The organism is Paenibacillus sp. FSL M7-0420 (assembly GCF_038002345.1).
Taxonomy (GTDB): Bacteria; Bacillota; Bacilli; order Paenibacillales; family Paenibacillaceae; genus Paenibacillus_AQ.
The window spans coordinates 1,220,158-1,243,409 of sequence record NZ_JBBOCJ010000001.1 but is presented as its reverse complement, the minus strand read 5'-3'; the positions used below and the strand labels follow the sequence as shown (position 1 = coordinate 1,243,409).

General features: G+C 50.8%; 18 protein-coding genes. 3 read left to right on the top strand and 15 right to left on the bottom strand.

The genetic code is table 11. The annotated features are described in order from the left end of the window. Nucleotides 1–4: 4 nt before the first annotated feature. The 5 genes from MKX51_RS05420 to leuB all read right to left on the bottom strand — a co-directional run bounded on the left by MKX51_RS05420 (nucleotide 5) and on the right by leuB (nucleotide 5,788). A complete protein-coding gene (locus MKX51_RS05420; protein WP_340991472.1) occupies nucleotides 5–1,537 on the bottom strand; it encodes a leucyl aminopeptidase in 1,533 nt (510 codons plus the stop codon). 164 nt (nucleotides 1,538–1,701) lie between these two features. Beyond that, nucleotides 1,702–2,805: an ATP-binding protein gene (locus tag MKX51_RS05415; protein WP_340943255.1), complete on the bottom strand. Its 1,104-nt coding sequence runs from the start codon at nucleotides 2,803–2,805 to the stop codon at nucleotides 1,702–1,704. A gap of 332 nt (nucleotides 2,806–3,137) precedes the next feature. Then, a complete protein-coding gene (locus MKX51_RS05410; RefSeq protein WP_036727687.1) occupies nucleotides 3,138–3,545 on the bottom strand; it encodes a hypothetical protein in 408 nt (135 codons plus the stop codon). Between the two features lie 285 nt (nucleotides 3,546–3,830). Next, nucleotides 3,831–4,370, bottom strand: coding sequence for a peroxiredoxin (locus MKX51_RS05405; RefSeq protein ID WP_036727686.1), 540 nt, complete (start codon nucleotides 4,368–4,370; stop codon nucleotides 3,831–3,833). Between the two features lie 335 nt (nucleotides 4,371–4,705). Further along, entirely contained in the window at nucleotides 4,706–5,788 is a 1,083-nt protein-coding gene (leuB, locus tag MKX51_RS05400) for a 3-isopropylmalate dehydrogenase (RefSeq protein ID WP_340943260.1), read from the bottom strand. Between the two features lie 227 nt (nucleotides 5,789–6,015). Here leuB and MKX51_RS05395 point away from each other — a divergent pair, with 227 nt between their 5' ends. After that, a complete protein-coding gene (locus MKX51_RS05395; protein WP_036696143.1) occupies nucleotides 6,016–6,996 on the top strand; it encodes an aldo/keto reductase in 981 nt (326 codons plus the stop codon). Between the two features lie 117 nt (nucleotides 6,997–7,113). Here MKX51_RS05395 and MKX51_RS05390 read toward each other — a convergent pair whose 3' ends face one another. The 4 genes from MKX51_RS05390 to MKX51_RS05375 all read right to left on the bottom strand — a co-directional run bounded on the left by MKX51_RS05390 (nucleotide 7,114) and on the right by MKX51_RS05375 (nucleotide 9,793). Beyond that, complete coding sequence (locus MKX51_RS05390) at nucleotides 7,114–8,205, bottom strand: LiaF transmembrane domain-containing protein (RefSeq protein ID WP_340991471.1); 1,092 nt, start codon at nucleotides 8,203–8,205, stop codon at nucleotides 7,114–7,116. 19 nt (nucleotides 8,206–8,224) lie between these two features. Continuing rightward, a complete protein-coding gene (locus MKX51_RS05385; protein WP_340943264.1) occupies nucleotides 8,225–8,722 on the bottom strand; it encodes a hypothetical protein in 498 nt (165 codons plus the stop codon). A 76-nt stretch (nucleotides 8,723–8,798) separates the two neighbouring features. Then, a complete protein-coding gene (locus MKX51_RS05380; protein WP_340991470.1) occupies nucleotides 8,799–9,254 on the bottom strand; it encodes a zf-HC2 domain-containing protein in 456 nt (151 codons plus the stop codon). Beyond that, nucleotides 9,251–9,793, bottom strand: a complete 543-nt coding sequence (locus tag MKX51_RS05375) for an RNA polymerase sigma factor (RefSeq protein ID WP_340991469.1) — start codon at nucleotides 9,791–9,793, stop codon at nucleotides 9,251–9,253. Before MKX51_RS05375 ends, MKX51_RS05380 begins: the two co-directional genes overlap by 4 nt. 211 nt (nucleotides 9,794–10,004) lie before the next feature. Here MKX51_RS05375 and MKX51_RS05370 point away from each other — a divergent pair, with 211 nt between their 5' ends. Continuing rightward, nucleotides 10,005–11,153: a response regulator gene (locus MKX51_RS05370; RefSeq protein WP_340991468.1), complete on the top strand. Its 1,149-nt coding sequence runs from the start codon at nucleotides 10,005–10,007 to the stop codon at nucleotides 11,151–11,153. Nucleotides 11,154–11,309: 156 nt separating this feature from the next. Here MKX51_RS05370 and MKX51_RS05365 read toward each other — a convergent pair whose 3' ends face one another. The 5 genes from MKX51_RS05365 to ilvB form a co-directional block, all read right to left on the bottom strand. Further along, nucleotides 11,310–16,163, bottom strand: a complete 4,854-nt coding sequence (locus MKX51_RS05365) for a SpaA isopeptide-forming pilin-related protein (protein ID WP_340991467.1) — start codon at nucleotides 16,161–16,163, stop codon at nucleotides 11,310–11,312. Nucleotides 16,164–16,596: 433 nt separating this feature from the next. After that, nucleotides 16,597–18,138, bottom strand: a complete 1,542-nt coding sequence (locus tag MKX51_RS05360; RefSeq protein ID WP_036727673.1) for a 2-isopropylmalate synthase — start codon at nucleotides 18,136–18,138, stop codon at nucleotides 16,597–16,599. Nucleotides 18,139–18,244: 106 nt separating this feature from the next. Next, nucleotides 18,245–19,237, bottom strand: coding sequence for a ketol-acid reductoisomerase (ilvC, locus tag MKX51_RS05355; RefSeq protein WP_340943272.1), 993 nt, complete (start codon nucleotides 19,235–19,237; stop codon nucleotides 18,245–18,247). A 186-nt stretch (nucleotides 19,238–19,423) separates the two neighbouring features. Next, entirely contained in the window at nucleotides 19,424–19,903 is a 480-nt protein-coding gene (gene ilvN / locus MKX51_RS05350; protein ID WP_036696181.1) for an acetolactate synthase small subunit, read from the bottom strand. 5 nt (nucleotides 19,904–19,908) lie between these two features. Continuing rightward, nucleotides 19,909–21,660: a biosynthetic-type acetolactate synthase large subunit gene (gene ilvB, locus MKX51_RS05345; RefSeq protein WP_340943276.1), complete on the bottom strand. Its 1,752-nt coding sequence runs from the start codon at nucleotides 21,658–21,660 to the stop codon at nucleotides 19,909–19,911. Between the two features lie 620 nt (nucleotides 21,661–22,280). On the opposite strand from ilvB, the gene MKX51_RS05340 reads away from it, so the two are divergent. Further along, a complete protein-coding gene (locus MKX51_RS05340) occupies nucleotides 22,281–22,727 on the top strand; it encodes a GNAT family N-acetyltransferase (protein WP_036727669.1) in 447 nt (148 codons plus the stop codon). Between the two features lie 22 nt (nucleotides 22,728–22,749). Here the strand turns inward: MKX51_RS05340 and MKX51_RS05335 are convergent, their stop codons facing one another. Beyond that, nucleotides 22,750–23,100, bottom strand: coding sequence for a hypothetical protein (locus MKX51_RS05335; protein WP_340991465.1), 351 nt, complete (start codon nucleotides 23,098–23,100; stop codon nucleotides 22,750–22,752). Nucleotides 23,101–23,252 lie beyond the last annotated feature (152 nt).

Below are 23,252 nucleotides of genomic sequence, written 5' to 3'. Positions count from 1 at the left end.
CGGGTTAGGCTTCAGGGGAGCGGTAATCCGGTTCAGCCGCAGCGCTCAGCAGATATTCCAGCAAGGTGCGGACCATTACGCCCGTGGCGCCCTTAGGATTCACACCCCGTTCCGCAGACAGAAAAGCAGTCCCTGCAATATCCAGATGCACCCACGGCGATCCCCCGGCGAATTCTCCGATGAACAGCCCCGCCGTGCTGGCAGCTCCATATCGTCCGGCAGCATTGCGGAGATCCGCAACCTCGCTTGTCAGCAGCTCCCGGAATTCAGGATAGACAGGCAACGGCCAGATGTGCTCTCCTGACAGCCTTGAGGCTGCCAGAAGCTCTTCCAGGAATGCTTGATCATTCGTTACTGCCCCTGTAGCCACATCTCCCAGAATCGACACCACAGCTCCTGTCAGCGTGGCTACGTCAATGATCCGCTGTGCGCCCCATTCCCGGGCATAGGTAAGCGCATCTCCCAGAATGATCCGCCCCTCCGCATCCGTATTGATGATTTCGACCGTTCTTCCACTGAGGGTAGTAATGATATCGCCCGGTTTAAAAGCATTCGCGGCCGGCATATTCTCTGCCGCCGGAATCAGCATGACCACATTGACCTTGGGACGCAAATGCCCCAGCGCATCCATAACCGCCAGAACGGCTGCGGCCCCGGCCATGTCACTGAACATGCTCTCCATGCCTTGTGCCCGTTTCAGGGAGATGCCCCCGGTATCGAAAGTGATTCCTTTGCCGACCAAGCCCACTGCGTTCTCCCATTGATTCGTCCCCTGATAGCGGATAACAATCATGCGGGGAGGATTCACACTGCCGCTGCCGACTGCAAGCAAGCCGCCCATTCCCTTAAGCGCAAGCTCCCGTTCATCCAGCACTTCAGCCGGAAGCCCGTGCCGTTCAGCGATTTCTATAGCAGCCACTGCAAGCCCCGAAGGAGTCAGCAGATTCCCCGGACGGTTGGTCAGCTCACGGGCAAGGTTGGCAGCCTCCCCGAAAGCCTTCCCCCGCTTGATGCCCTGTCTCCAGGCTTCCTTTTCTGCTGCCTCGCTCTTGCCTTCCGTACGCAGATGTACCGTATCTATACCCGCATAGGCTGCCTGGTCCAGCTTATATTGTCTTCTGCGGTACGATCCCAGAACCAGCCCTTCCGCGATGGCCTGGCCGGCATGCTCCGCCTTCAGCGCCCCGCTCAGCCCGCCCGGTACCGCCGGTATCTGCACAACCAGCGCAGCGGCCTTCAGCCTGTAAGCCGCCTTGGCAGTCTGCGCCATCAGCTGCCGCAGCTCGTGCATCCCCATCTGGCCCTTTCCGCCTCCGGCCAGAATGACCACAGGCTGCTCAGGCCGCTCCATTACGGGCAGGATATACACTTGCCCCTGCTTGCCGCTGAACAGGCCCGCTGCGGACAATAGGCGGACTCTCGCGGCCCAATCCGCCGGAAGTCCCTCTCCCTGTGCCTGTGCCTCTGAGATGATTAGACATACAGCATCTCCTTGCGGCGAAGCTTCACCGGCATCACTGCTCCATTCAAAGATCAAGCTCCATCCCTCCGCATCCTGGTTGCCCTACACTATTAACAAATACACCACTAACGCAGATAAGGCTGATCTCCCGCACTTGTTCGTGCATTGCAGGAATCAGCCCTTGCATATTGATTATAACCCGTAGGCCCTCCACCGAGAACAATGGGCTTAAGATAGCATTAATGAGTAAGCGGAAGCGAAATGACGAACCGGGTTCCTTCATTCAGCCGGCTGCTGACCGAGATGCAGCCGCCATGATTCTTGATGATCCGGTCACTGACGGAAAGTCCGAGTCCCGTCCCATTCTCCTTCGTGGTGAAGAACGGATTGAATAGTCTGTCAAGTGTGCAGATATCCATTCCCTTGCCGTTGTCAGAGATGAAGATGCGCACCTCTGTTCCTTCTTTACGTGCGCCTACCTCAATCCGACCTACAGAATCATCCACCCGCTCCGAGATCGCTTCCATCGCATTTCTGATCATATTCAGCACAACCTGCTTCATTTGCTTAATATCCCCTGAGATGACCAGGTCCTCCTGGAGCACCTGCAAGTTGATCTGGCAGCCCTTCATCAGCGCCTCGCTCTCTGTCAGCAGGACCACTTCCTTCAGCAAGGCAGAGACACGAATCATGCTGATCTGCGGCACAGAAGGCTTGGAGGAAGTCAGAAATTCATGAATAATGTCATTGGCACGGTCAATCTCCGCTAATATAATCTTCGCATATTCTTCTTTGCCAAGCAGATGCAGATGGGGATGAAGCAATTGTATGAACCCCCGGATAGCTGTCAGGGGATTGCGGATCTCGTGGGCAATGGAGGCCGATAACCGGCCCAGCATGGCCAGGCTGTCGTTCTGGTAGGCCGTCTGTTCAATCAGCTTGTAGTCGGAGATCTCTTTGAATGTGAACAGGTAGCTGCCCTTCATCTCCTCTCCGCTGGACAGGGTTGCGCGCCAGTACCGTCCATATTCATCCACGAATTCATAGCTTGGCTTACCTTTGAGCACCATTTCACGGTAACTCCTGAGCACCTGCTTCTTCTTGAAGCGGCTGAGCTGAATATGGGATAACAGATGATGCAAGGTGCAGCCCAGAAGAGAGTGACGGTTAAGCTCCAGAATGCCGTACATCTGCTTGTTGACGAAAGTCAGCACACCCTCATCATCAAAAAGCAGAATCCCGCTGTCGATGTGCTCCAGCACATCCTCAAATGTGGTATCCATCGGACCAGTTTGAAACGTTCTTGCCGATAATAGCAAGCTTTCCTGATATTGGCTTATCACGATACGAAGTTCCCCCTTTTACTGCAATTGACGAAGACGCTTAAGCGACATCAAATTACTATGTATCTGAGTATATGACGAAGCCGCCAGAACATTCGAAAATCGTATTGTATTATCCAACCGTTTCAACTATATTCCAATCATATCCAAGAGAAGAAGACAACGCAATCAGAGAATCTGTCGAATGGCAAAAATATTCCTAAAATGATTCTAAAGACACATTTAAGTAGGAGGGGAATGATTTATTTCCTGCAAATACATTGAAAAGAGCCCCCGCCAGGCGGCGGGAGCTCACTGATTTATAACATGATGGTGGCAGATCCAGACAGATATCAAGCCTTCTGCTGGAGCCGGTGACGCCGCTGGCTCATGACAGCCAGACGCTTCTTCAGCTCACGTTCCCATTTGGAGTCGCCGATCTGTTTGGCAACCGCCAGCAAGTCCAGCGACATATCGATCTGGCTGCGTATGATCGCGAGCGGGTCCTCGCTCTCCATATTGATGACGTTCTCGAAGATCGCTTCCTCTTCCTCCATCACATAATCCTGGAAATCCACATCCGTGACGCCGTCGCCATGAGCATATTCCGCCAGAATTTCATATTCATTCTCGACTTTGTAATGTACCTCTACCCGGTGGCATACCGGACAAAAAAGCAGGGGAACATTATGGACTTGCGTGCGATAATGCTTTAGGGTTCCCTTCGTTCCAACCATACTCGCTCCACAGCAAAAGCTCATTTTTGTTCACCCTCCTTGAGTGTTGTCGTTGATTTCCTATTAGTATATTACAAAACAGCGGGAGAGATTCCTCTCCTTACACGCTATATATTAACCTTTATGCCCATTTTCAAACGTCTGTCCATATCTCAAGTGGAAACGGCTTTGCCGTCCTTTTAAAGGACGGTACCGTTTCAGCATATACATTCTTATCTTTTTGCAAAAAACCTCCTTGAAGGGAATAAATCTTCCCGCAAGGAGGTCCTTTTAGTATATCAAAGATCGCGGCTCATGAGGCCTTGAAGCTTACAGGTTCTTGTCGCCTGGCTTCCAGTTCATAGCGCACAGCCCGCCGGATTGGAGAGCCTGTAGCACACGCAATGTCTCTTCAACGCTGCGGCCCACATCGTTATGGTTAACAACCTGATACTTCAGTTCACCTTCAGGATCGATGATGAACAGTCCGCGCAGCGCAATGCCTTCTTCTTCAATCAGGACGCCATAATCGCTGGCAACCTTCTTCGTGATATCAGAAGCCAGCGGGAAGTTGATCTGGCCAAGACCGTTCATATCCTTAGGTGTAGACAACCAAGCCTTGTGGCTATGGATCGAGTCGATGCTCACACCTAGAATTTCTGTATCAAGCTCTGCGAAATCAGCAGCAGCATCACTCAGGGCTGTGATTTCAGTTGGACATACGAAGGTGAAATCAAGCGGATAGAAGAAGAATACAAGCCATTTGCCGCGATAGTCGGACAAGCTTACCTTACCGAAATCCTTACCGTCGCCTGTTACTGTCTCCATGAAGAAGTCAGGAGCGGGTTTACCTACCAAACGTTCTGCCATTGCTTAAATCCTCCTTTTGATTATGTAAGAAAAACAGCTACCGGACCGTTGCCGGATGCAATATGCTTTTCTTGATTTTATTGGATGGTTACATTCTTACGGGTACAGACCAAATGTTATCATCGTACAAAATCAAAGTCAATATTACATTGATTACTTTTTTATAATAATTATAAATAAGCAACATTTTGTGAAGTTTTTCTTCAAAATAGAAGAACGTATAGGTTTCACGCTATACGTTCTCCTTCTATTTCTCGCTGAAACGGTACCGTCCTTAAAAGGACGGCAAAGCCGTTTCCACTTGTTCTGCGTCAAAAGGGATACATGTGGTAGAACTAGGCTGTGCGGATAGCGGCTACAATCAGGTCACCCATCTCTGTGGTGCTGATCGCCTTGCTCTTATCCACTGCGATATCGCTCGTCCGGTGACCGGCATCCAGTACCTCCGCAACTGCGGCTTCAATGGCAGCGGCTGCATTCTCGTAGCCGAAGGTCATGCGGAACATCAGTGCAAGCGACAGGATCGTAGCGATCGGGTTCGCCAGCCCCTGTCCGGCAATATCAGGCGCGGAGCCGTGAACCGGCTCATAGAGGCCGTAGCTGCCTTCTCCCAGTGAAGCGGAGGCCAGCATACCAATGGAGCCTGTCAGCATCGCTGCTTCATCGCTCAGGATATCACCGAACATATTCTCGGTCACGATGACATCGAAGCTCGAAGGACGGCGCAGCAGCTGCATCGCACAGTTATCCACCAGCACATGCTCAACTTCAACCTGCGGATATTCCGGTGCCAGTCTGTTCACCACTTCACGCCACAGACGGGAGGTCTCCAGGACGTTGGCTTTGTCGACACTCGCCAGCTTGCCCCGGCGCTTCCCGGCAATCTCGAACGCCTGGCGTACGATCCGCTCCACTTCAGTGACGTTGTAGACACAAGTATCTACCGCTTCTTCCCCATGCTCACCTTGACGGCGCAGCTTGTCCCCGAAGTAGATCCCGCCTGTCAGTTCACGCACGACCATCAGGTCTGTGCCTTCCAGAACCTCCGGCTTCAGCGTCGAAGCATCCTTCAGACAATCGAAGACCACCGCCGGACGCAGATTGGAGAATAGGCCAAGCGCCTTGCGGATACCGAGCAGTCCGGTCTCCGGACGCAGCTCCTTCGGATTGTTATCCCATTTCGGTCCGCCTACGGCTCCAAGCAATACAGCATCGGCGCTGCGGCAGATTGCAAGCGTATCCTCAGGCAGCGGAGTTCCGCGTTCATCAATGGCGATTCCGCCGAACAGGGCATGCTCTGTTTCAAATGTATACCCGAACAGCTCTTCCGTTCTTTTCAATACCTTTTCCGCTTCCGCCACAACTTCAGGTCCGATACCGTCCCCGGCAATTACGGCGATTTTTTTGACCTCGCTCATTCCTGTCACTCCTTAGGTAGTCCTGCTGGTCGCAGACATAGTTCTTCTGTATATTGTTGTATCATAACGAAGGACAAAGGACAAAGATATAGATTCTATCACGTTCATAGATATAGCCTATAAGTGAGACATATCCCTAATTTGCCCTTGTCCCGCCAATTGATTACAATTAATGGGCAGGTGAAATTATCGGATCTCTAATCATATGGAAGAGGAGTGATCTTAAGATGCAATACGCGAAGCTTGGCAAGTCTGGTATGAAGGTAAGCCGCCTCTGTCTGGGAACGATGAACTTCGGTCCCATCACCGACGAGAAGGAAGCCTTCCGGATTATGGATGCGGCGCTGGATGCGGGAGTCCAGTTTTTTGATACCGCCAATGTGTACGGATGGGGTGAGAACTCGGGTCTGACCGAGACTATTATCGGCCGCTGGTTCAAGCAGGGCGGCGGACGCCGTGAGAAGGTTGTCCTGGCGACCAAGGTCTACGGGGCGATGAGTGACAAGCTGGATGGACCCAATGATGAAGGCGGCCTCTCCTCCTACATTATCCGCCGCCATCTGGAGGGCTCCCTGCAGCGTCTGCAGACCGATCACATCGAACTCTACCAGATGCACCATATCGACCGTAACGTGTCCTGGGACGAGCTGTGGGGCGCCTTTGAGCTTGCAGTCAGCCAAGGCAAGATCGGCTACACCGGCTCCAGCAACTTCGCCGGCTGGGATATTGCCGTTGCCCAGCAGGAAGCGAAGGCCCGCGGGTTCCTTGGACTGGTATCCGAGCAGCATAAATACAGCCTGACCTGCCGTCTGCCGGAGCTTGAGGTTCTGCCCGCCGCGCAGCATCTGGGCCTCGGCATTATTCCGTGGAGTCCGCTTGACGGAGGGCTGCTGGGACGCAATGCGCTGAAGAAGATCGAGGGCAGCCGCAGCGGCGGCAACGCGGAGCGTGTGGAGCAGCACAAGAAGCAGCTTGAAGCCTTTGCGGAGCTGAGTCTGGAGCTGGGCGAGCCGCAGGATAATATCGCTCTGGCCTGGCTGCTGGCCAACCCTGCCGTAACAGCTCCAATCATCGGACCGCGTACGCTGGAGCAGTTCGAGAGCGCGCTGCGCAGCCTGGAGGTCGTCCTGGACGAATCCGTGCTGAAGCGTCTGGACGAGATTTTCCCCGGACCCGGCGGTGCGGCTCCGAAGGCTTATGCATGGTAATCAGGACTAACTGGCTGCAGCCCGCATAACCTCCCGATATCATTTCTTCTCTAACAATAAAGAGCTGTTCACCGGCATAACATATCCGGTGAACAGCTCTTTATGCTTCTATGTCCTTTATTGCGCCGTATCCACTGTTATAGAACCATTGCTCGTGGACAAGGTGACCTCATGGGTGCCTTTTCCAAGTACAGCCGTTCCATGGTCCTCATCGCCGCCGCCCCAGTCCACGTTGCCTTTAAGCGATCCGTTAGTGGTATCTGCCGTAATCTTGGCATCCGTTACCGCCGGAAGACCCAAGACAATCTTGCCGTTGCTCGATTTCAGCTCCCATGCACCTGTGATTGCCGAATTGACTGTAATCTTGCCGTTGCTGCTACTGGCCGACACCGCGCCGTCAATATTCCCCAGCGTAATCGCACCGTTCGAGCTAACCAGGTCTGCTCCGCCCTGTACATTCTTTACCGTCAGCGTGCCGTTGCTGCTATGAGCCTTCACACCTCCGGAGACATCATGAATATCCATCGTTCCGTTGCTCGTATCCACATTAATGCCTGCGGCCAGTCCCCCGGCTTCGATGGAACCGTCACTGGTCTCTACCTGAGCGGCCAGATTCTGCGGAATGCCGACATTCAGATATGGCGCATTGTTATTAAAGCCGATCTGGATATTGGAGAGCCAGCCTGAATCTCCCTCCAGCTCCATCACAAGCGTGTCGCCCTCGGTTGTCACCTTCCATTTACGCTCCAGAGCACTTGCCGCTTCATTGTCTGTATTGCCCGGCAGCTCCAGCTTTCCTTCATACGTCAGCGTGTTCCCATCCACACCCTGGAGCTTAACCTTGCCTTGGGGCAGATCAATCCGCACATTCTTAATATCCTGTTGCACTTCTACCTTCCCATTCACCGGCACCAGCTTGGTATTGCCGAAGATACTGCTCAGCGATCCTCCGACCAGCACCGTCTGTGCCCCGCTTGCCGCGATAAGCACAATGATCAGCAGAATGGCCCAGCCGCTTACGCGGCTTTTGACATCAGATTTAATGAAGAGCCTAAGCAGCATCTCCAGGCCGAACAGGATAAGCAGGGCCGGCCAGATATAACCCAGCACATCGTACGTGATTACACCATATTGAGCCATGACTACAATAACTCCTACTATTATGCACCCTATTGCGGCGGTAAAGCTGCCGATTTTCCATCTCCCCATCCTTCAATTCCCCATTTCACTATACTTTTGAATTATTCTTCAGCATTCTGAATCCATACCCGATCAGGGCAAGCGACAGCAGAATCGCTCCGATGTTCATATCGCTCAGCATCTCCCACAGAGAGGGAAATGCAGTGATGAGCAGCAGCAGGATGCCCGCGATAACACACCCTATACCGACCCACACCGGATTCACATCATCATGCGGGTACATCGGGGGCGCAGACATCCCCATCGACCAGGGCGCTCCAAAGCTATCCGGATGGAACATCATCCGCTCATGCTCGGCAGCCGACACCTTCATCCAAGCCGCCTTTTGCAGCGCATCGAATAATTGATAGAACCAGAGCGCAGCAAGCGCGAATGGAAACACGGCGGGCATGGACGGAATGAATATAATACAGAGCGATGCTCCAATCATATACTCCAGGCCCATTTTTTTAAAGCCCAGATACATGTGGCCCAGTCCTGGAACCATAGCCAGGAGAAACGTGAGCCAGCGTCTTTTCTTAATCATATGTTACCCTCCCAAAAGTTTTGTCGAAATAAATTAGATAACCGGCGAAGCCGCTATGGATTTATTTATTGTTACCTTACGGGCCGAACCAGGAGCTGACCGATGTGGACATATGCCCGTTGATTTCAGTGATGCCATAGGCCAAATTCTCAAATACGCCAAGCTGCAGCAGGAGAAACGTCAGACCGACCGCCACGCCGTAATGCATCCAGGATGTACCCCGGGCCGTACGCCGTCTGGACATGGTTGGTTTCACGATCCGTTCTCTGCGTCCATTCTCCAACTGGCCGATCCTTGCCATAACATCCCCGGTCAAATCAGGGAAGTCATGCGGCAACACGGGCTCCTGCCCGTTAAGATCCAGCCCGGCTTCCATCTCGCTCCACATCGCCGCAAGCTCCCGCGCCTCCTCCAGCCATTCCGCGCAGCCGGGACAGGTCTGGGTATGCAGATAGATCGCCTGCTGGGCCTCAGGTGACAACTGTCCATCTATATAATGCGGCATCCACTCTTTTACTGTTGAACAATTCATCGCCATTCCTCCCCGCTTTTGCGCATCATCTGTCTGGCCCGATAGAGCTGCGATTCAACCGTTTTAACCGAAATTCCTTTTTGCTCCGCGATCTCCTGATAGGAGTGGCGCTGAAAATAGTACAGTTGCACAACCGACCGGTACGGTTCCGCCAGACTATTCAGGTTCTCACCCAGCTCCCGGGAAGCCTCCTTGCGAAGCACTGCCTGTTCAGGTGTCTGTGAAGTCACCCAGTCATTCTCTGTGTAATCTGCTGCACTCCGGTGCCGCCATTCCCGGTCATTGGCCCGTTTCCAGTCCAGACAGGTGCGGTAAGCAATCCGGTACAGCCAGGTGGAGAAGGAAGATTGTCCTCTGAAGGTGGGAAGGGCTTTATAGGCTTTGATGAAGACTTCCTGAGCCATATCCTTGGCAGACTCGGCTTCTCCTGTAATTTTGATACATACGCTATATACCATGCCTTGATAACGGTTCACCAGATTCCCGAAGGCCTGATGCTCCCCGCTTAGCACAGCACTGATCCACTCCGTCTCTTCCAAGTCTTTCTTCCCTCCTTCAGCTACATAACGTTAGACGTCTGGCTTTAAGGTTCCCCTGCATAGTTTTTTAAATTATTTTAGAATAGCAGCATTTCTATTCAAAATCAGCCTCAAGTGCAACCTCAGAGGGAGGATAACCCGCATCCTTGTCGAATTATCCTTAAACAGCCTATGACAAGACAACATTCCTTAATGAAGTGGTGGGATAGACATGATTCAGGCCTTGCTGGTAGATGATGAACGGCTTGCTCTTATGAAGCTGAAAATGATGCTGGAGGAACTGACAACTATAAATGTAATCGCTATATTTACAGATCCCTCCGAGGCGGTTAATGCAGTGCCGCTGCTACGCCCTGATGTGATTTTCCTCGACATTGATATGCCTGAGATGAATGGCGTCCAGGCTGCGGAGGCTATGCAAAGGCTGTGCCCGCAGGCAAGCATCGTATTTGTGACTGCCCATAACAGCTACGCCATCGAGGCGTTCGAGCTGTATGCGCTTGATTATGTTCTTAAGCCTGTACAGCGTGGCCGTCTGCTGAAGACCATCGAGCGGCTGGAGGAGCGTGTCAGCCAGGCACAGGAGGATGCCCGCAAGCCTGACCAGACCGTCATGATCCGCAGCTTCCAGTCCTTAAGATTCGAACGCAGCGGCCAGCCGCTGCCCAATATCCGCTGGCGCACCTCCAAGGCACAGGAATTATTTGCTTATTTATTTCATAACCGCAACCGGTTCGTAAGCAAAGATACCCTAACCGATCTGCTGTGGCCCGATTTCAATCTCAAGAAGGCCTCCACTCATCTTTATACAACGATTTATCAGGTTCGGCAATGCCTGAAGCAGGCCGGAATCGATCTGCAGATCAGCAATGCCAGCGGAGGAGAAGGCTACACCCTGGAGACCGGCAGCCTGCTGATAGACAGCTACGAATGGGAGAAGGGCATTCTGACTCAAGATGCCATCAATAAGGACAACTATGAGGAGCATCAGCGGTTGTTCGATTTCTATTCGGGCGACTATCTGAACGATTACGATTACCTCTGGGCGGAAGGGGAACGGCAGCGTCTGCGGACCATCTGGCTGCATCACGCAATGAATATCGCCGAATTCTATGTCAGCAGCGGACGGATACCGGAAGCGGTGACTGTGTACCAAAGAGTGGTGCAGCTCCAGCCTTATTTTGAACAGGGGCATCTCGGGCTGATGAAGGTCTACGACAGCATTGGGGAGCGTTCAGCGGTAGAGGAACAATATCATACTCTGACGGATTTACTGAAGCGGGAACTCGGCGTGAAGCCGCCCGCGAGTATTAAGCGCTGGTATGAGGAATGGAAGCATCTTAACCTCAGAAGCATGTAATCCTTCGTCAATAGAAACGACTATGCTGTCCTTTGTAAGGACGGTTTTATTTCAGCGCCTTTATATTTCTAAAAGGAAAGACACCCGCAGCAGGCTGCGGGTGTCTTTCTGTATACTGCCATATTAGCTTGTTAATGCTTGATGAGTTGTACTTTCCTACATCTTCTTGCGGGCATTGAATCTTCTGGCCAGTACCGCTCCCAGAATAATCAATCCGCCGCCAGTCAGATACAGCGGGAGAGGACTTTCTTCTCCGGTCTGTGGAAGCTTGCCGGGAAGTCCGCTGTTGTTGCCTTTGTCAGTTGGTTCTGTAACCGTGCCCTTAGGCACTTCATCGACGCCAACTTCAATTGTAATCTCTTCCTCATTGCCGTCTTCATCTGTTATGACAATCGTGAATTTATCCTTGCCGGTGTAGCCTGGATCAGGAGTATACGTCCATTTGCCATCCGGTGTAATAGTTACCGTACCATGCGCCGGCTGTTCGCCGATGCTAGGAATACCTCCCAGCGGGATCTCGCCGTCGATAGGCACTTCTTCAATCGTAGTCACCTGTGTGGCTTGCGGCGTTGGAGTGCTAACCGTTCCAGGCTGGGCCGGTGTTGCTGCTGGCGTCACCTGTGGTGTTGCCGTTACTCCTGGCGTACTTGAAGCAGCCGGAGTCCCCGTTGGCGCTGGCGTTACCGATGGTGTCGGCGTTGGTGTACCGATAACTCCAGGAATGCTTGATGGTTCAGGTGTCGGTGTATAGTACACCGGCGGTGATGTTGGTACTGGTGTTGATGTTGGTACTGTAACTGGCGTCGGTGTTGGTGTTGGTGTCGCTGGTTGTTCTGTCGGCGGTGTCGTTATTTTTTGGTTAGTAATTGGTAACAGCACCTTTTGCACGCCGGAATCAATCGTTACAGAATGCTCTGTTGTGCTCAGAACATAACCTTCCGGAGCTGTAATTTCCTTCAGAATATAATTCCCCAGCTTCAGAGATGTGAATACCAGTTCACCATTTGCATCTGTTTTTCCGCTTACCACCAATTTCTTGGCGGAATCATACAGTCCGAACTCTGCTCCTGCAAGCTTTTTGTTCGTATCCTCCCCAGCAACCTTCGTTACTTTGAGTGAGCCGAGGATTTCAACAGGAATCAGTTTGTTCGTGATTGGGGCCAATACCTTCTGTACGCCTGAATCAATGGTTACGGTGTGCTCTGTTGCATCCAGCACATAACCAGCCGGAGCAGCAAGCTCCTTCAGTGTGTATGTTCCCAGCTTCAGCGATTTGAATTCCAATACGCCGTTAGTGTCTGTTTTACCACTTGCCACTAATTTCTTAGCGGAATCATACAGTCCGAACTCTGCACCTTCCAGCTTCTTGTTCGTATCCTCACCAGCAACCTTCGTCACTTTGAGCGAACCGAGGACTTCGACTGGAATCAGTTTGTTCGTGATTGGTAAAAGTACTTTTTGTACGCCTGAATCAATGGTTACGGTGTGCTCTGTTGCATCCAGCACATAACCAGCCGGAGCAGCAAGCTCCTTCAGTGTGTATGTTCCGAGCTTCAGCGATTTGAATTCCAATACGCCGTCTGCGTCTGTTTTACCGCTTGCCACCAGCTTCTTGGCGGAATCATACAGTCCGAACTCTGCGTCTTTAAGCTTCTTGCTGGCATCCTGCTCCGCAACCTTAGTCAACTTGAGCGAGCCGAAGACTTCGGCAGGAATCAGTGCGTTAGTTACTGTAACAGTTTTCTCTTGTGATGGATCAATGGTAACATTAATGACTTTGGTATCCAGGATATAACCGGCAGGAGCGGTTTTCTCCTTCAGGGTATACTCCCCGCCCTTAAGCTTAGTGAATTTCAGCTCACCATTCGCATCGGTTGTTTTCGTTCCCACCAGTGCGTTCTTGGAGTCGTACAGTTCGAATACTGCGCCTTCCAGCTTCTTGGAGGAATCATTCACATCCAACTTGGTCAGCTTGAGTGAACCGAAGAAATCATTCTTGACGGTTAGCTGTACGGCCGTAGACGAATTGATTGTCACCTTAATCTCTGAGCTGTCCAGCGAATAGCCTGCCGGAGCTTTAGTTTCTTTTAGTACATATTTACCAGCCTTAAGATTTGTGAAAGTCAGGGTTCCGTCTGCTGCAGAAGTCTGTTTTTGAGTCTCCTTCAGTTCAGTTCCAATCACCCGTGAGAGTGCGAACTCAGCGCCTTTAAGCTTCTCATCGCCGGCCTGATTCGTCTTGGTTACAATTAGCGAACCTTTTACACCACTACCTGTACCGGAGGTGTCTACAATTTGAATGCTCTTGTCAGATGTAATAGGTTTTGTAATCCGATTTACACCGTCGCCGCTAAACGATATAGCGTTTTTCACTTGTACATTATTTCCGGCTTCAGTGACGACAGTCTGATAAGCCAGAATGTACGGCTTGCTGATCGGGTTCGGGTTCAGGAAGACAAGCTCGAAGCTTTCTTTACCGTCAGTGCCGGTTTTGAAAGTAAGCGTATAATCTACATCCTTCTTCAGTTCATTCCCCGGGGTTCCTGCATTCCCATTCTGATCAACAGTCGTTTCAAAGAGATGGAAGCTGTCCGGCAGCAGCACCTGATTCGAGCTAGGATCATCTACCAGTTTAACGTTTTTGACAACGGACTGGTTGGCGTTGATGACCACTTTCCAGTTCAGAAGAGTCTGATCATTGTTATCCTGTGTAAACCCTTTGGCGACATATTCTCCACCCTTAGGAATCGTTACTGTGGCTTCCAGAGGCTTAGAAACCGGTTCGTTGTCCTTGTCATATAAGGTGGCTGTATTCTTAACTGTACCTTTATTAACATCACCATCAATGAACTCTGTACTGAAGACCACCTGGAAGGCATAATCAACCTGCTCTTTGAATTTCACTGTAAGTTGCTTGTCTGTGACAGTCAAATCGTATTTCGAAGCGTCTATCAAAGCACCTTTAACAGGGATTCCATCCGCAGCATAATCAAATTTATACACTACTGCAGTAACGCTAGTTGCTTTCTGACCTGCGGGAATCGTATCCACCAGCGTAGCTCCTGCAGCCAGCTCCCGTTTATTATAGTTGGCTCTTACTGTCCAAGTAAGCTGTTTGGTCTTTACATCGTATGAACCTGTTTTATTACCGTTGTTCTTGACTTCAGACCGCGGATCAAAGGTTGCATCACCCTTAATGCTTTGATCCTTGCCGTTAGCATCCTTCCAATCAAGCTGTGCGGTGTTCTTGAAGCTGGTCGCACCACTCTGCAATTTGTAATAGTCAAAACTGGTTGTATACGTCACCGTAAACGGCTTATTGATCGGCTTAGAGAATGTGATGGTGAACCCGTCACCCTTGGCATAATTCGAACCGTTTGGTGTAATCGTATAATCTGCGCTGTTCATAGCTGGTGTCAAAGTGATATTGATCGGCTCGCTTAATTTCAACCCGCCATTATCAAAGGTATCCTTCAGCACCAGATCGTTCATCACTCTACCATCTTTGTTTACCTCAATGGTCCACTTTACAGTTTTATTCAAATAGTCAACATCGGCAAAATTTTTCTTAACTATTTGCTGGAAAATATCCCGTTGATCTCCTTTAGTCTCACCATTGTAAGTAACATCATTACGGATCGTTTCTGTATTACCGTATACACGGTCTTTGACCTTTGTTTTATAGACAATTTTGTAAGCTGAGTTGATATCATTATTAAATTTCAGTTCGAACCCGGTCTTGCCTTCTGGGGTCGAAGTCGCAGTAGTAATTGTATAATCCGTTCCCTTAGTTAGGGTGCCGTCTTCACTAGCATTTCCATTCTGGTCCAGTTTGATCTTATAGACCACTACTGAATCTTCAACCAACACCTGGGAGTCGTTAAAATAATCCAGCAACACCGCATTCGCGGATGTAATGGTTTGTACGTTATAGTTGAATTGAATTTCCCAAGGAATTGTTTCGGTCACGGGATCGAAGTTTCCTGTTGCAATTTTCTTCAACGGTGCTCCGCGCACAATATCAACCGTCTTAGAAGAACTCTTATCGATTCCTTCACCCGTAAGTGTAGCTGTATTGGTGAAATTTTTAGCCGATGTATTTGTAATCTTGGTCGAGAATGTCACCCGGTACGCATCTTTAATCGTATTATTAAACTTCACGTTCAAGCTACTTGCCGTGCTGCCTGAAGCATCATATTGATCCAAACCGATCTGAGCTCCCTGCGATGCATTCCCTTGAACATCCACGGCAAGCTTGTAGACCTTAATTGAACTTGGGTCAAGCTCCAGGCCTGTCGGAATGGAGTCCGTAACGACCGCTTTGTATACTTCGTCCTGCACCGTGTTTACATCAACGGTCCAGAGGATACTGGACGGATTGTATTTTTGCGGCTGCGGAATTCCGTCCTTGGTAATGCTGGTGCCGCCCTTAGGATGGACTTTAATCACAATCGTATTATTCAGGTTCCCGGCGATCGGGAATAACAGCTCCTGAGTCGTGGTTCCTGTGACTTTGGTAGAGCTAAGTTTGGACGTCACATTGAAAGTACCGCCTACATCAAATAAGCCTTCGATTTCACTATTGAATGTAAGCACCACTTTGTTATCTGTACCTACTGTGTAGTCTCCGATACTGCCCGACTCCACTCCGTCGTAGAACAATTTTCCCGAGTAATTTTTATCGATGGCTAACTGGGAAGGCAACTGATACACGAACGTATCTCCACCCTTGTAGCCATGCGCTCCAGTCTCAGGGTCCGTTACCGGAAGCTTGAAGGTCAGCCCGACTTTAACCTCCGAATCAAGCTTATACACACTATCCGTGACCTGTGTGCCATTCTCATACACAGCCATCGTAACACTGGTAATGATATTCTCCGTCCCATCCGCCTTAACCTTCGTCATGAACCCGAAACCGTTGGCAAACTGTGTAATCAGCATGACAACAACCAACCAGGCGCCTATCGTCTTTTTCTTCATGATCACTATAACCTCTCTCTCTTTCTGCAAAATGATTGCTCCAGCGTCGCAATTACTCGTTCCAGCCTGCTTCTTCCCGATCGTCCCCCTGTCACTAATATGTATGTGGGCCTTCGATTTCGCTTGTACTGTACTTCCGTAACTTTACTTGCCGCCTCTGAACAATTTCTGAACAGATTATGAGATAAATCATAGATAACTTAAAAATAAAATATTTTTATCGACAAAAAAGTGGTTTCAAACGCTGAAAATGAGGAATCCGCCCTGAATTATGAACTATTTTTCATTTTTCCGACTCATCTTGTTCATTCTTTTTATGTAAAAGGTTGTTTCAAATCCTCCCCAGCTGGATTCTACCCCCGAATGCTCAGCGCAAAAAAATTTCAACAGATTTTTGAACAAAAAAAGAAGCCTCCCCGGACAAAATGAACTGGTCCGGTGAAGCTTCTTTTAAATAGTTGAATTAGAGATTGGCATGCTCCCGCTTGGTGTAGGTCTTGCGCTTCTCAATCAGCTTGTTCAGTGCATCCAGGTAGGCTCTGGCACTCGCTTCCAGAATATCGGTGCTAAGTCCGCGGCCCTGTGCAGCCACCTCACCTTGAGAGAGCACGACGTGCACCTCACCCTGAGCATCCTTCCCTCTGCTGACGGCTTTGATCGAATAATCGCCAAGTGTGACTTCTTCCCCTGTAGCTTGGTCAATGGCATTGTAGATCGCGTCTACCGATCCGTTGCCTTCGGCAACCGCCACAATCGGCTGCGGGTCCTGACCGTGTATAATCACCTTGGCGGTTGGAGTAGCCTCATTGCCATACGTAACATAAATTGTCTGCAGGCTGAAGGTCTCCGGCGTATCGATCAGCTTCTCTTCCAGAAGCGCAAGGATATCCTCGTCCGAGACTTCCTTCTTCTTATCTGCGAGATCCTTGAACTTGGCAAAAGCCGCATTGACCTCTTCCTCAGAAATGTCATAGCCCAGATCACTCAGCTTATCGCGGAAAGCGTGACGGCCCGAATGCTTGCCGAGCACCAGCTTGCTTTCTTTGAGGCCGATGGTTTCCGGTGTCATAATCTCGTAGGTCGTCTTCTCCTTCAGCATGCCATCCTGATGAATCCCGGATTCATGGGCGAAGGCATTTGCGCCGACAATCGCCTTGTTCCCCGGCACAACCATCCCTGTCAGCTTGCTGACGAGACGGCTGGTACGGGAGATTTCGGATAGGACCAGGGAGGTCTTGGCGCCGAAATACTCACTGCGGGTCTCAAGCGCCAGAGCCACCTCTTCAATCGCTGTATTACCGGCACGCTCCCCGATCCCGTTGATCGTACCCTCAATCTGGTCTGCGCCATTCTGAATGGCAGCCAGCGTATTGGCAGTAGCCATCCCCAGATCATTATGACAATGGGCGCTAAGCTGTACCCGCTCGATATCCGGCACCGTATCCTTCAGGAATTTGAAGATGGCACCGTATTCCGCCGGATTCAGGTAACCGACCGTATCTGGAATATTTACCACATTCGCACCCTCACGGATCGCCATGGATACCATTTCAGCCATGAAATCACGCTCGGTACGGCCGGCGTCCTCCAGGGAGAATTCCAGCTTGGGAAAATACTTCTTGGCATAGCGGATCGCCGATTGTGCCGTTTCCAGCACCTGTGACTTCTCCATGCGCAGCTTATGCTGACGGTGTATCGGCGATGTAGCCAGGAAAATATGAATGCATGGGTCCTGTGCTCCCTGCAGCGCTTCCTTGACCGCATCAATATCGCTCTCTCTGGAACGGGACAGACCGATTACGGTGACGTTCTTGACCGCTCTGGCCACTGCGTTCACCGCAGCCAGATCTCCCGGCGAAGCGGCTGGAAAGCCTGCCTCCATCCGGTCAATTCCCAGCTTCTCCAGCTGGTAAGCGATTTCTACCTTCTCACGTGTATTGAGGTTCACACCCGGCGACTGCTCTCCGTCACGCAGTGTCGTGTCGAACACATGAATTTTCCGCATGCTGAGCACCTCCTGAAGATTGTCCATAAACCCTCAAATGCGGCCCGCAAAATTACGGCCGCATCTGAGAATCACCTATGGTTCATTGTAATTGTAAGTATATGACCTATTTCTTAATCCAGTGCATCATTTCACGCAGCTGGCTGCCCACTACTTCTACCGGATGAGCGGCTTCATTGCGGCGGGTAGCTGTCAGGAAGGCACGGCCGGATTGGTTCTCAAGAATAAAGTCGCGGGCGAATTTACCCTGTTGAATGTCAGCCAGCACTTCTTTCATGGCTTTCTTGGTTTCGCTTGTAATGATGCGTGGTCCAGTTACATAGTCACCGTATTCAGCAGTGTTACTGATGGAATCGCGCATGCTGGACAATCCGCCTTCATATACCATGTCAACGATCAGCTTCAGCTCATGCAAGCACTCGAAGTAAGCCATCTCAGGCGCATATCCGGCTTCAGTCAATGTCTCGAAGCCAGCCTTGATCAGTTCGGACACACCGCCGCAGAGAACAGCCTGTTCACCGAACAGATCCGTTTCTGTCTCTTCACGGAAGGAGGTTTCGATGACTCCGGCACGGGTACAGCCGATGCCTTTGGCATACGCCAGACCAATAGCCTTGGCATTGCCGGTTGCATCCTGTTCAATAGCGATCAGGCCGGGAACTCCGAAGCCTTCAACATAAGTACGGCGTACCATGTGTCCCGGGGATTTAGGAGCTACCAACAGCACATCCGCATCCTTAGGAGCTACGATTTGTCCGAAATGCACGTTGAAACCGTGGGAGAACATCAGAGCAGCGCCGTTCTTAAGGTTCGGTTCGATATCGTTCTTATATACAGATGCCTGAGTTTCGTCCGGCATGAGGATTTGCACCACATCTGCACGGGATACCGCTTCTGCTACAGACAATACTTCAAAGCCGTCATTCTTGGCAGTATCAAATGATTTGCCTTCACGCAGACCGATAACCACCTGAAGACCACTGTCACGCAGGTTCTGTGCCTGGGCATGTCCTTGGCTACCGTACCCGATTACTGCAATTGTCTTTCCCTTCAATACGCTAAGCTCTGCATCCTGTTCATAGTACGTTGTAACTGCCATGTCAAAATCCTCCTTTAATTTGGGACCCATCGTAAAGAGCGGGTGCTTCAAGAACACGTTGCTTATTAGTCTTACTATATAAGGACGCGCTCCTCAAGCCCCCGCTCTTTCGCGGGCAACTCTAAGCTAATCTTAATAAATTAATGCACGCAAGCAGCAATTCGTTAAAGCTGTAAAATGTGACGATCAGGCATTCCCGCGAATCATTGCTGTTACGCCGGTTCGAGACAGCTCCTTGATGCCATATGGCTTCAGCAGCTCGATCATGGCATCAATCTTGGTAGTATCCCCAACGACCTGTACAAGCAGGCTGGTTGAACCAATATCTACTACAGAAGCACGGAAGGTTTCGACTACACCCATAATCTCCGGCCGTTCTGACGGCTCTGCCTTCACCTTAATCAGCGCCAGCTCCCGGGCCACCATTGGTTTTGCGCCCAGATCAACCACCTTGATTACATCGATCAGCTTGTACAGCTGCTTCTCAATCTGCTCCAGGGTATGCTGGTCACCCAGTGTTACAATTACCATCCGGGACAATCCGACCTCTTCGGATTGTCCTACCGTAATACTCTCAATATTGAAGCCGCGGCGGCCGAATAATCCGGATACCCGCTGCAGCACCCCAGGCTGGTCATTTACAAGCACAGCAATCGTATGTCTCATCACTGTTATTCATCCCCCATCAGCATTTGATCAATGGTAGAGCCTTGAGTTACCATCGGATAGACATTCTCATCCTTTGGAACAACGAATTCTACCAGGACGGGTCCAGGTGTTTCCATAGCTTCTTTCCAGGCAGCGCCGGCTTCTTCCTTGTTGGTGGCACGCAGGCCCTTCACCCCGTAAGCTTCAGCCAGCTTTACAAAATCCGGACTTCCCGCCAGATCGGTATAGCTGTAACGCTTCTCATAGATCAGGTTCTGCCACTGGCGGACCATTCCGAGCACCTGATTGTTAATAACCACAATTTTGACCGGGATATTATGAATCGCACAGATCGCCAGCTCCTGGGAGCACATCTGCATCCCGCCGTCACCATTAATGGAGACAACCAGCCGCTGCGGATGGGCCATCTGTGCCCCGATTGCCGAAGGGAAGCCGAAGCCCATTGTTCCAAGGCCGCCTGAAGTAATCCAGGAGCGCGGATGATTGAACTTGTAATATTGTGCAGCCCACATCTGGTGCTGACCTACATCCGTAGTTACAATAGCTTCGCCGTTAGTGGTGTCATTGATCATCTGGATGACCCATTGCGGCTTCAACTCTGTCTCCGAATCCTTATAGCGGTAGGGCTGGTCCAGCTTCCACTGGGCAATCTGCGTTCTCCAGGCATCAGCCTGGGAGGCACGCTTCACATCCGGGTTCAGCATTTCCAGAACCGTCTTCACATCGCCCACAATCGGGATATCGGTTGCTACATTCTTGCCGATCTCGGCCGGATCAATATCGATATGCACGATCTTCGCTTTCGGAGCGAAGCCGTCCAGCTTGCCGGTTACACGGTCGTCGAACCGGGCGCCGATGTTAATCAGCAGATCGCATTGCTGAATGGCATTGTTGGCCGTATAGGTGCCGTGCATTCCCGGCATGCCCATCCATAAATCTTCACCGCTCGGATAACATCCCAGACCCAGCAGGGTAGTCGTAATCGGAATCTCCGTACGCTTCACGAATTCATACATCGCCTCATGCGCTCCGGAGTAGATAACCCCGCCGCCTGCAATGATGATCGGACGCTCTGCAACAGCAATGGCCTTCACCAGCTTATCCAGCTGAAGCTTGTTAGGAACCGTGCGCGGATTGTAGCCGCGAAGGTTAACTCCCTGCTGCTGAACCGGCGTGAACAAGGTCTTGGCCGCCGATACATCCTTCGGAATATCAATCAGTACCGGACCCTTACGGCCCGTATTCGCAATATGGAAGGCTTCATGAATAATACGCGGCAGATCTTCAACATCCCGTACCAGATAGCTGTGCTTCGTAATCGGCATCGTGATCCCGGTAATATCTGCTTCCTGGAAAGCATCTGTACCGATCAGGCTGGAGAATACGTTCCCGGTGATCACCACCAGCGGAACGGAGTCCATAAAGGCCGTAGCAATTCCGGTTACCAGATTAGTTGCTCCCGGACCTGAAGTCGCAATACATACGCCAGGCTTACCGCTCGCTCTTGCATACCCGTCAGCCGCATGGATCGCTCCCTGCTCGTGGCGTGTCAGAATGTGTTTGAAATCCTCGAAGCCATAAAGCGCATCATAGATATAAAGTACAGCCCCGCCCGGATATCCGAATACCGTATCTACACCTTCAAGTACCAGGCTGCGAAGCAGGATCTCAGACCCCGATACCACCTCAGGATTCTTCCATTTCTCACGTAACTGCTCTATCGACCGCACTTCTTCCGGTAATTGCGCGCTCATCAGTATTCCTCCCTTCGTTCGTTCACATGCATTATTCAAATGACAGGACGTCAGTATCCAACCTTTAATATTAGCGAACAGGTCTGAATCCTTCCTGTTTCAACAAAAAAACCTTTCGCCTCCCACGCGCAGAAGAAGCGCGTGAGGGACGAAAGGTTTAGCTTCCGTGGTACCACCCATGTTTGCATAACATCTCACGATGATATGCCTTATCAGGATACAAAAATCCATCGATGTAGGCAGGGCCCAAATCTTCGTAACCTGAAGTCCCTAACGCGGACCAAACGATTCCCCCTAATAATTCCACCGCTCCTGCTGGTGGACCTTTCAGGGAAACAGCTCCGAGGTGAGCTCGTATATAAGGGATTCTGGTGGAGGTTGCAGCAATTCCTCTCACTCTCTGAACAAAAGAGCCCTTAAAACTTCGTCCTCATCATTGCCGATACATGTATGCTCGTTAAATGTTTAGACACATTATATGATTCCTCACACGGTTAGTCAATACCCATCTGCGGGTTATACCTTAAATTCTTCATAAAATCTTGTTCTATTGTTGCCGGAACGCCCACACCGCCCGGGGCATATGATGTACGACAATGCGTGGAAAGGGGGCAATATTTATGATTCGTTACCGCAGACCCAGGCAGGATGACACGATTATTTATGACTTGATTGAAAAGCAGCTTGTCCCGTTATCCCATCTTCCGCAGACCATCATTAATCAGGTCAGGAAGGATCTGCCCCGCCGCCTGGGACAGGGAGTCACACTTGTTGCTTGTCCCGACTACGACAGTGATCCGCTGGGGTTCGTGCATTTTCTGCTGCATGGCGATTTATTATACATTGATATGCTCGCCATTGCCCCGGACGCAAGGCGTAAGCGATACGGAAATATGCTTATGGACAGGGCGGAGCGGTTTGCACTATCCCGTGCATGCCACAGAGCAAAGGTCTCTGTAGATACCGGAAATACCGCCGGTCTGAACTTTTATGAAAAACTGGGCTACAGCGTAGCCCGTTATCAACCGCAAAATTACTGTTATGAGCTTGAAAAACAGTTCCGCTGATGGAGCAGGCAAGTTCTATAGCTTAAAAGAATCCAATCGGCGGTATTCCATAACCAGGACCTGGGCCGTAGCCGCCATAAGGGCCGGGAACAGGACCATGGCCATAACCATAACCGCCCCCGTAAGGAGCACCGCCATACCCGTAGCCTCCGCCATAACCGTAAGGAGCCGTACCAATGGCCAGCAAATCAAACAACACGAGCGGAATCAGTGCCTTGGTTTGTACTTTTTTACCACTGATACGCTGTAGAATCAGCTGGTTTCCTGAGATGCGGACCAGCTTGCCCGTCACTTTGGAACCGTCTTTTTTAACCGCCACGATATGTTTGCCAATCAGCTTGATCACTTGTTGCTTCGTAACCGGGTGCGCCATAATATCCCTCCTGTAGTTGTTTCTCAACAGTCTATTCGCCTCACCCGGTATTTGCCTGTACATCCGCCCGCCTCCGGGCTGAAGTATCCGCAGCTGCTGCCTGCAATGATTACAACCCCCCCCCCCCCACAAAGTGGGGTTTTAGCGTAGGT

Excerpts from the sequence above, each read along its gene's own strand:
- MKX51_RS05410 (WP_036727687.1), bottom strand. The coding sequence starts at position 3,545 with ATGAGCTTTTGCTGTGGAGCGAGTATGGTTGGAACGAAGGGAACCCTA.
- MKX51_RS05405 (WP_036727686.1), bottom strand. The coding sequence starts at position 4,370 with ATGGCAGAACGTTTGGTAGGTAAACCCGCTCCTGACTTCTTCATGGAG.
- leuB (WP_340943260.1), bottom strand. The coding sequence starts at position 5,788 with ATGAGCGAGGTCAAAAAAATCGCCGTAATTGCCGGGGACGGTATCGGA.
- MKX51_RS05395 (WP_036696143.1), top strand. The coding sequence starts at position 6,016 with ATGCAATACGCGAAGCTTGGCAAGTCTGGTATGAAGGTAAGCCGCCTC.
- MKX51_RS05390 (WP_340991471.1), bottom strand. The coding sequence starts at position 8,205 with ATGGGGAGATGGAAAATCGGCAGCTTTACCGCCGCAATAGGGTGCATA.
- MKX51_RS05385 (WP_340943264.1), bottom strand. The coding sequence starts at position 8,722 with ATGATTAAGAAAAGACGCTGGCTCACGTTTCTCCTGGCTATGGTTCCA.
- MKX51_RS05380 (WP_340991470.1), bottom strand. The coding sequence starts at position 9,254 with ATGAATTGTTCAACAGTAAAAGAGTGGATGCCGCATTATATAGATGGA.
- MKX51_RS05370 (WP_340991468.1), top strand. The coding sequence starts at position 10,005 with ATGATTCAGGCCTTGCTGGTAGATGATGAACGGCTTGCTCTTATGAAG.
- MKX51_RS05360 (WP_036727673.1), bottom strand. The coding sequence starts at position 18,138 with ATGCGGAAAATTCATGTGTTCGACACGACACTGCGTGACGGAGAGCAG.
- ilvC (WP_340943272.1), bottom strand. The coding sequence starts at position 19,237 with ATGGCAGTTACAACGTACTATGAACAGGATGCAGAGCTTAGCGTATTG.
- ilvN (WP_036696181.1), bottom strand. The coding sequence starts at position 19,903 with ATGAGACATACGATTGCTGTGCTTGTAAATGACCAGCCTGGGGTGCTG.
- ilvB (WP_340943276.1), bottom strand. The coding sequence starts at position 21,660 with ATGAGCGCGCAATTACCGGAAGAAGTGCGGTCGATAGAGCAGTTACGT.
- MKX51_RS05340 (WP_036727669.1), top strand. The coding sequence starts at position 22,281 with ATGATTCGTTACCGCAGACCCAGGCAGGATGACACGATTATTTATGAC.
- MKX51_RS05335 (WP_340991465.1), bottom strand. The coding sequence starts at position 23,100 with ATGGCGCACCCGGTTACGAAGCAACAAGTGATCAAGCTGATTGGCAAA.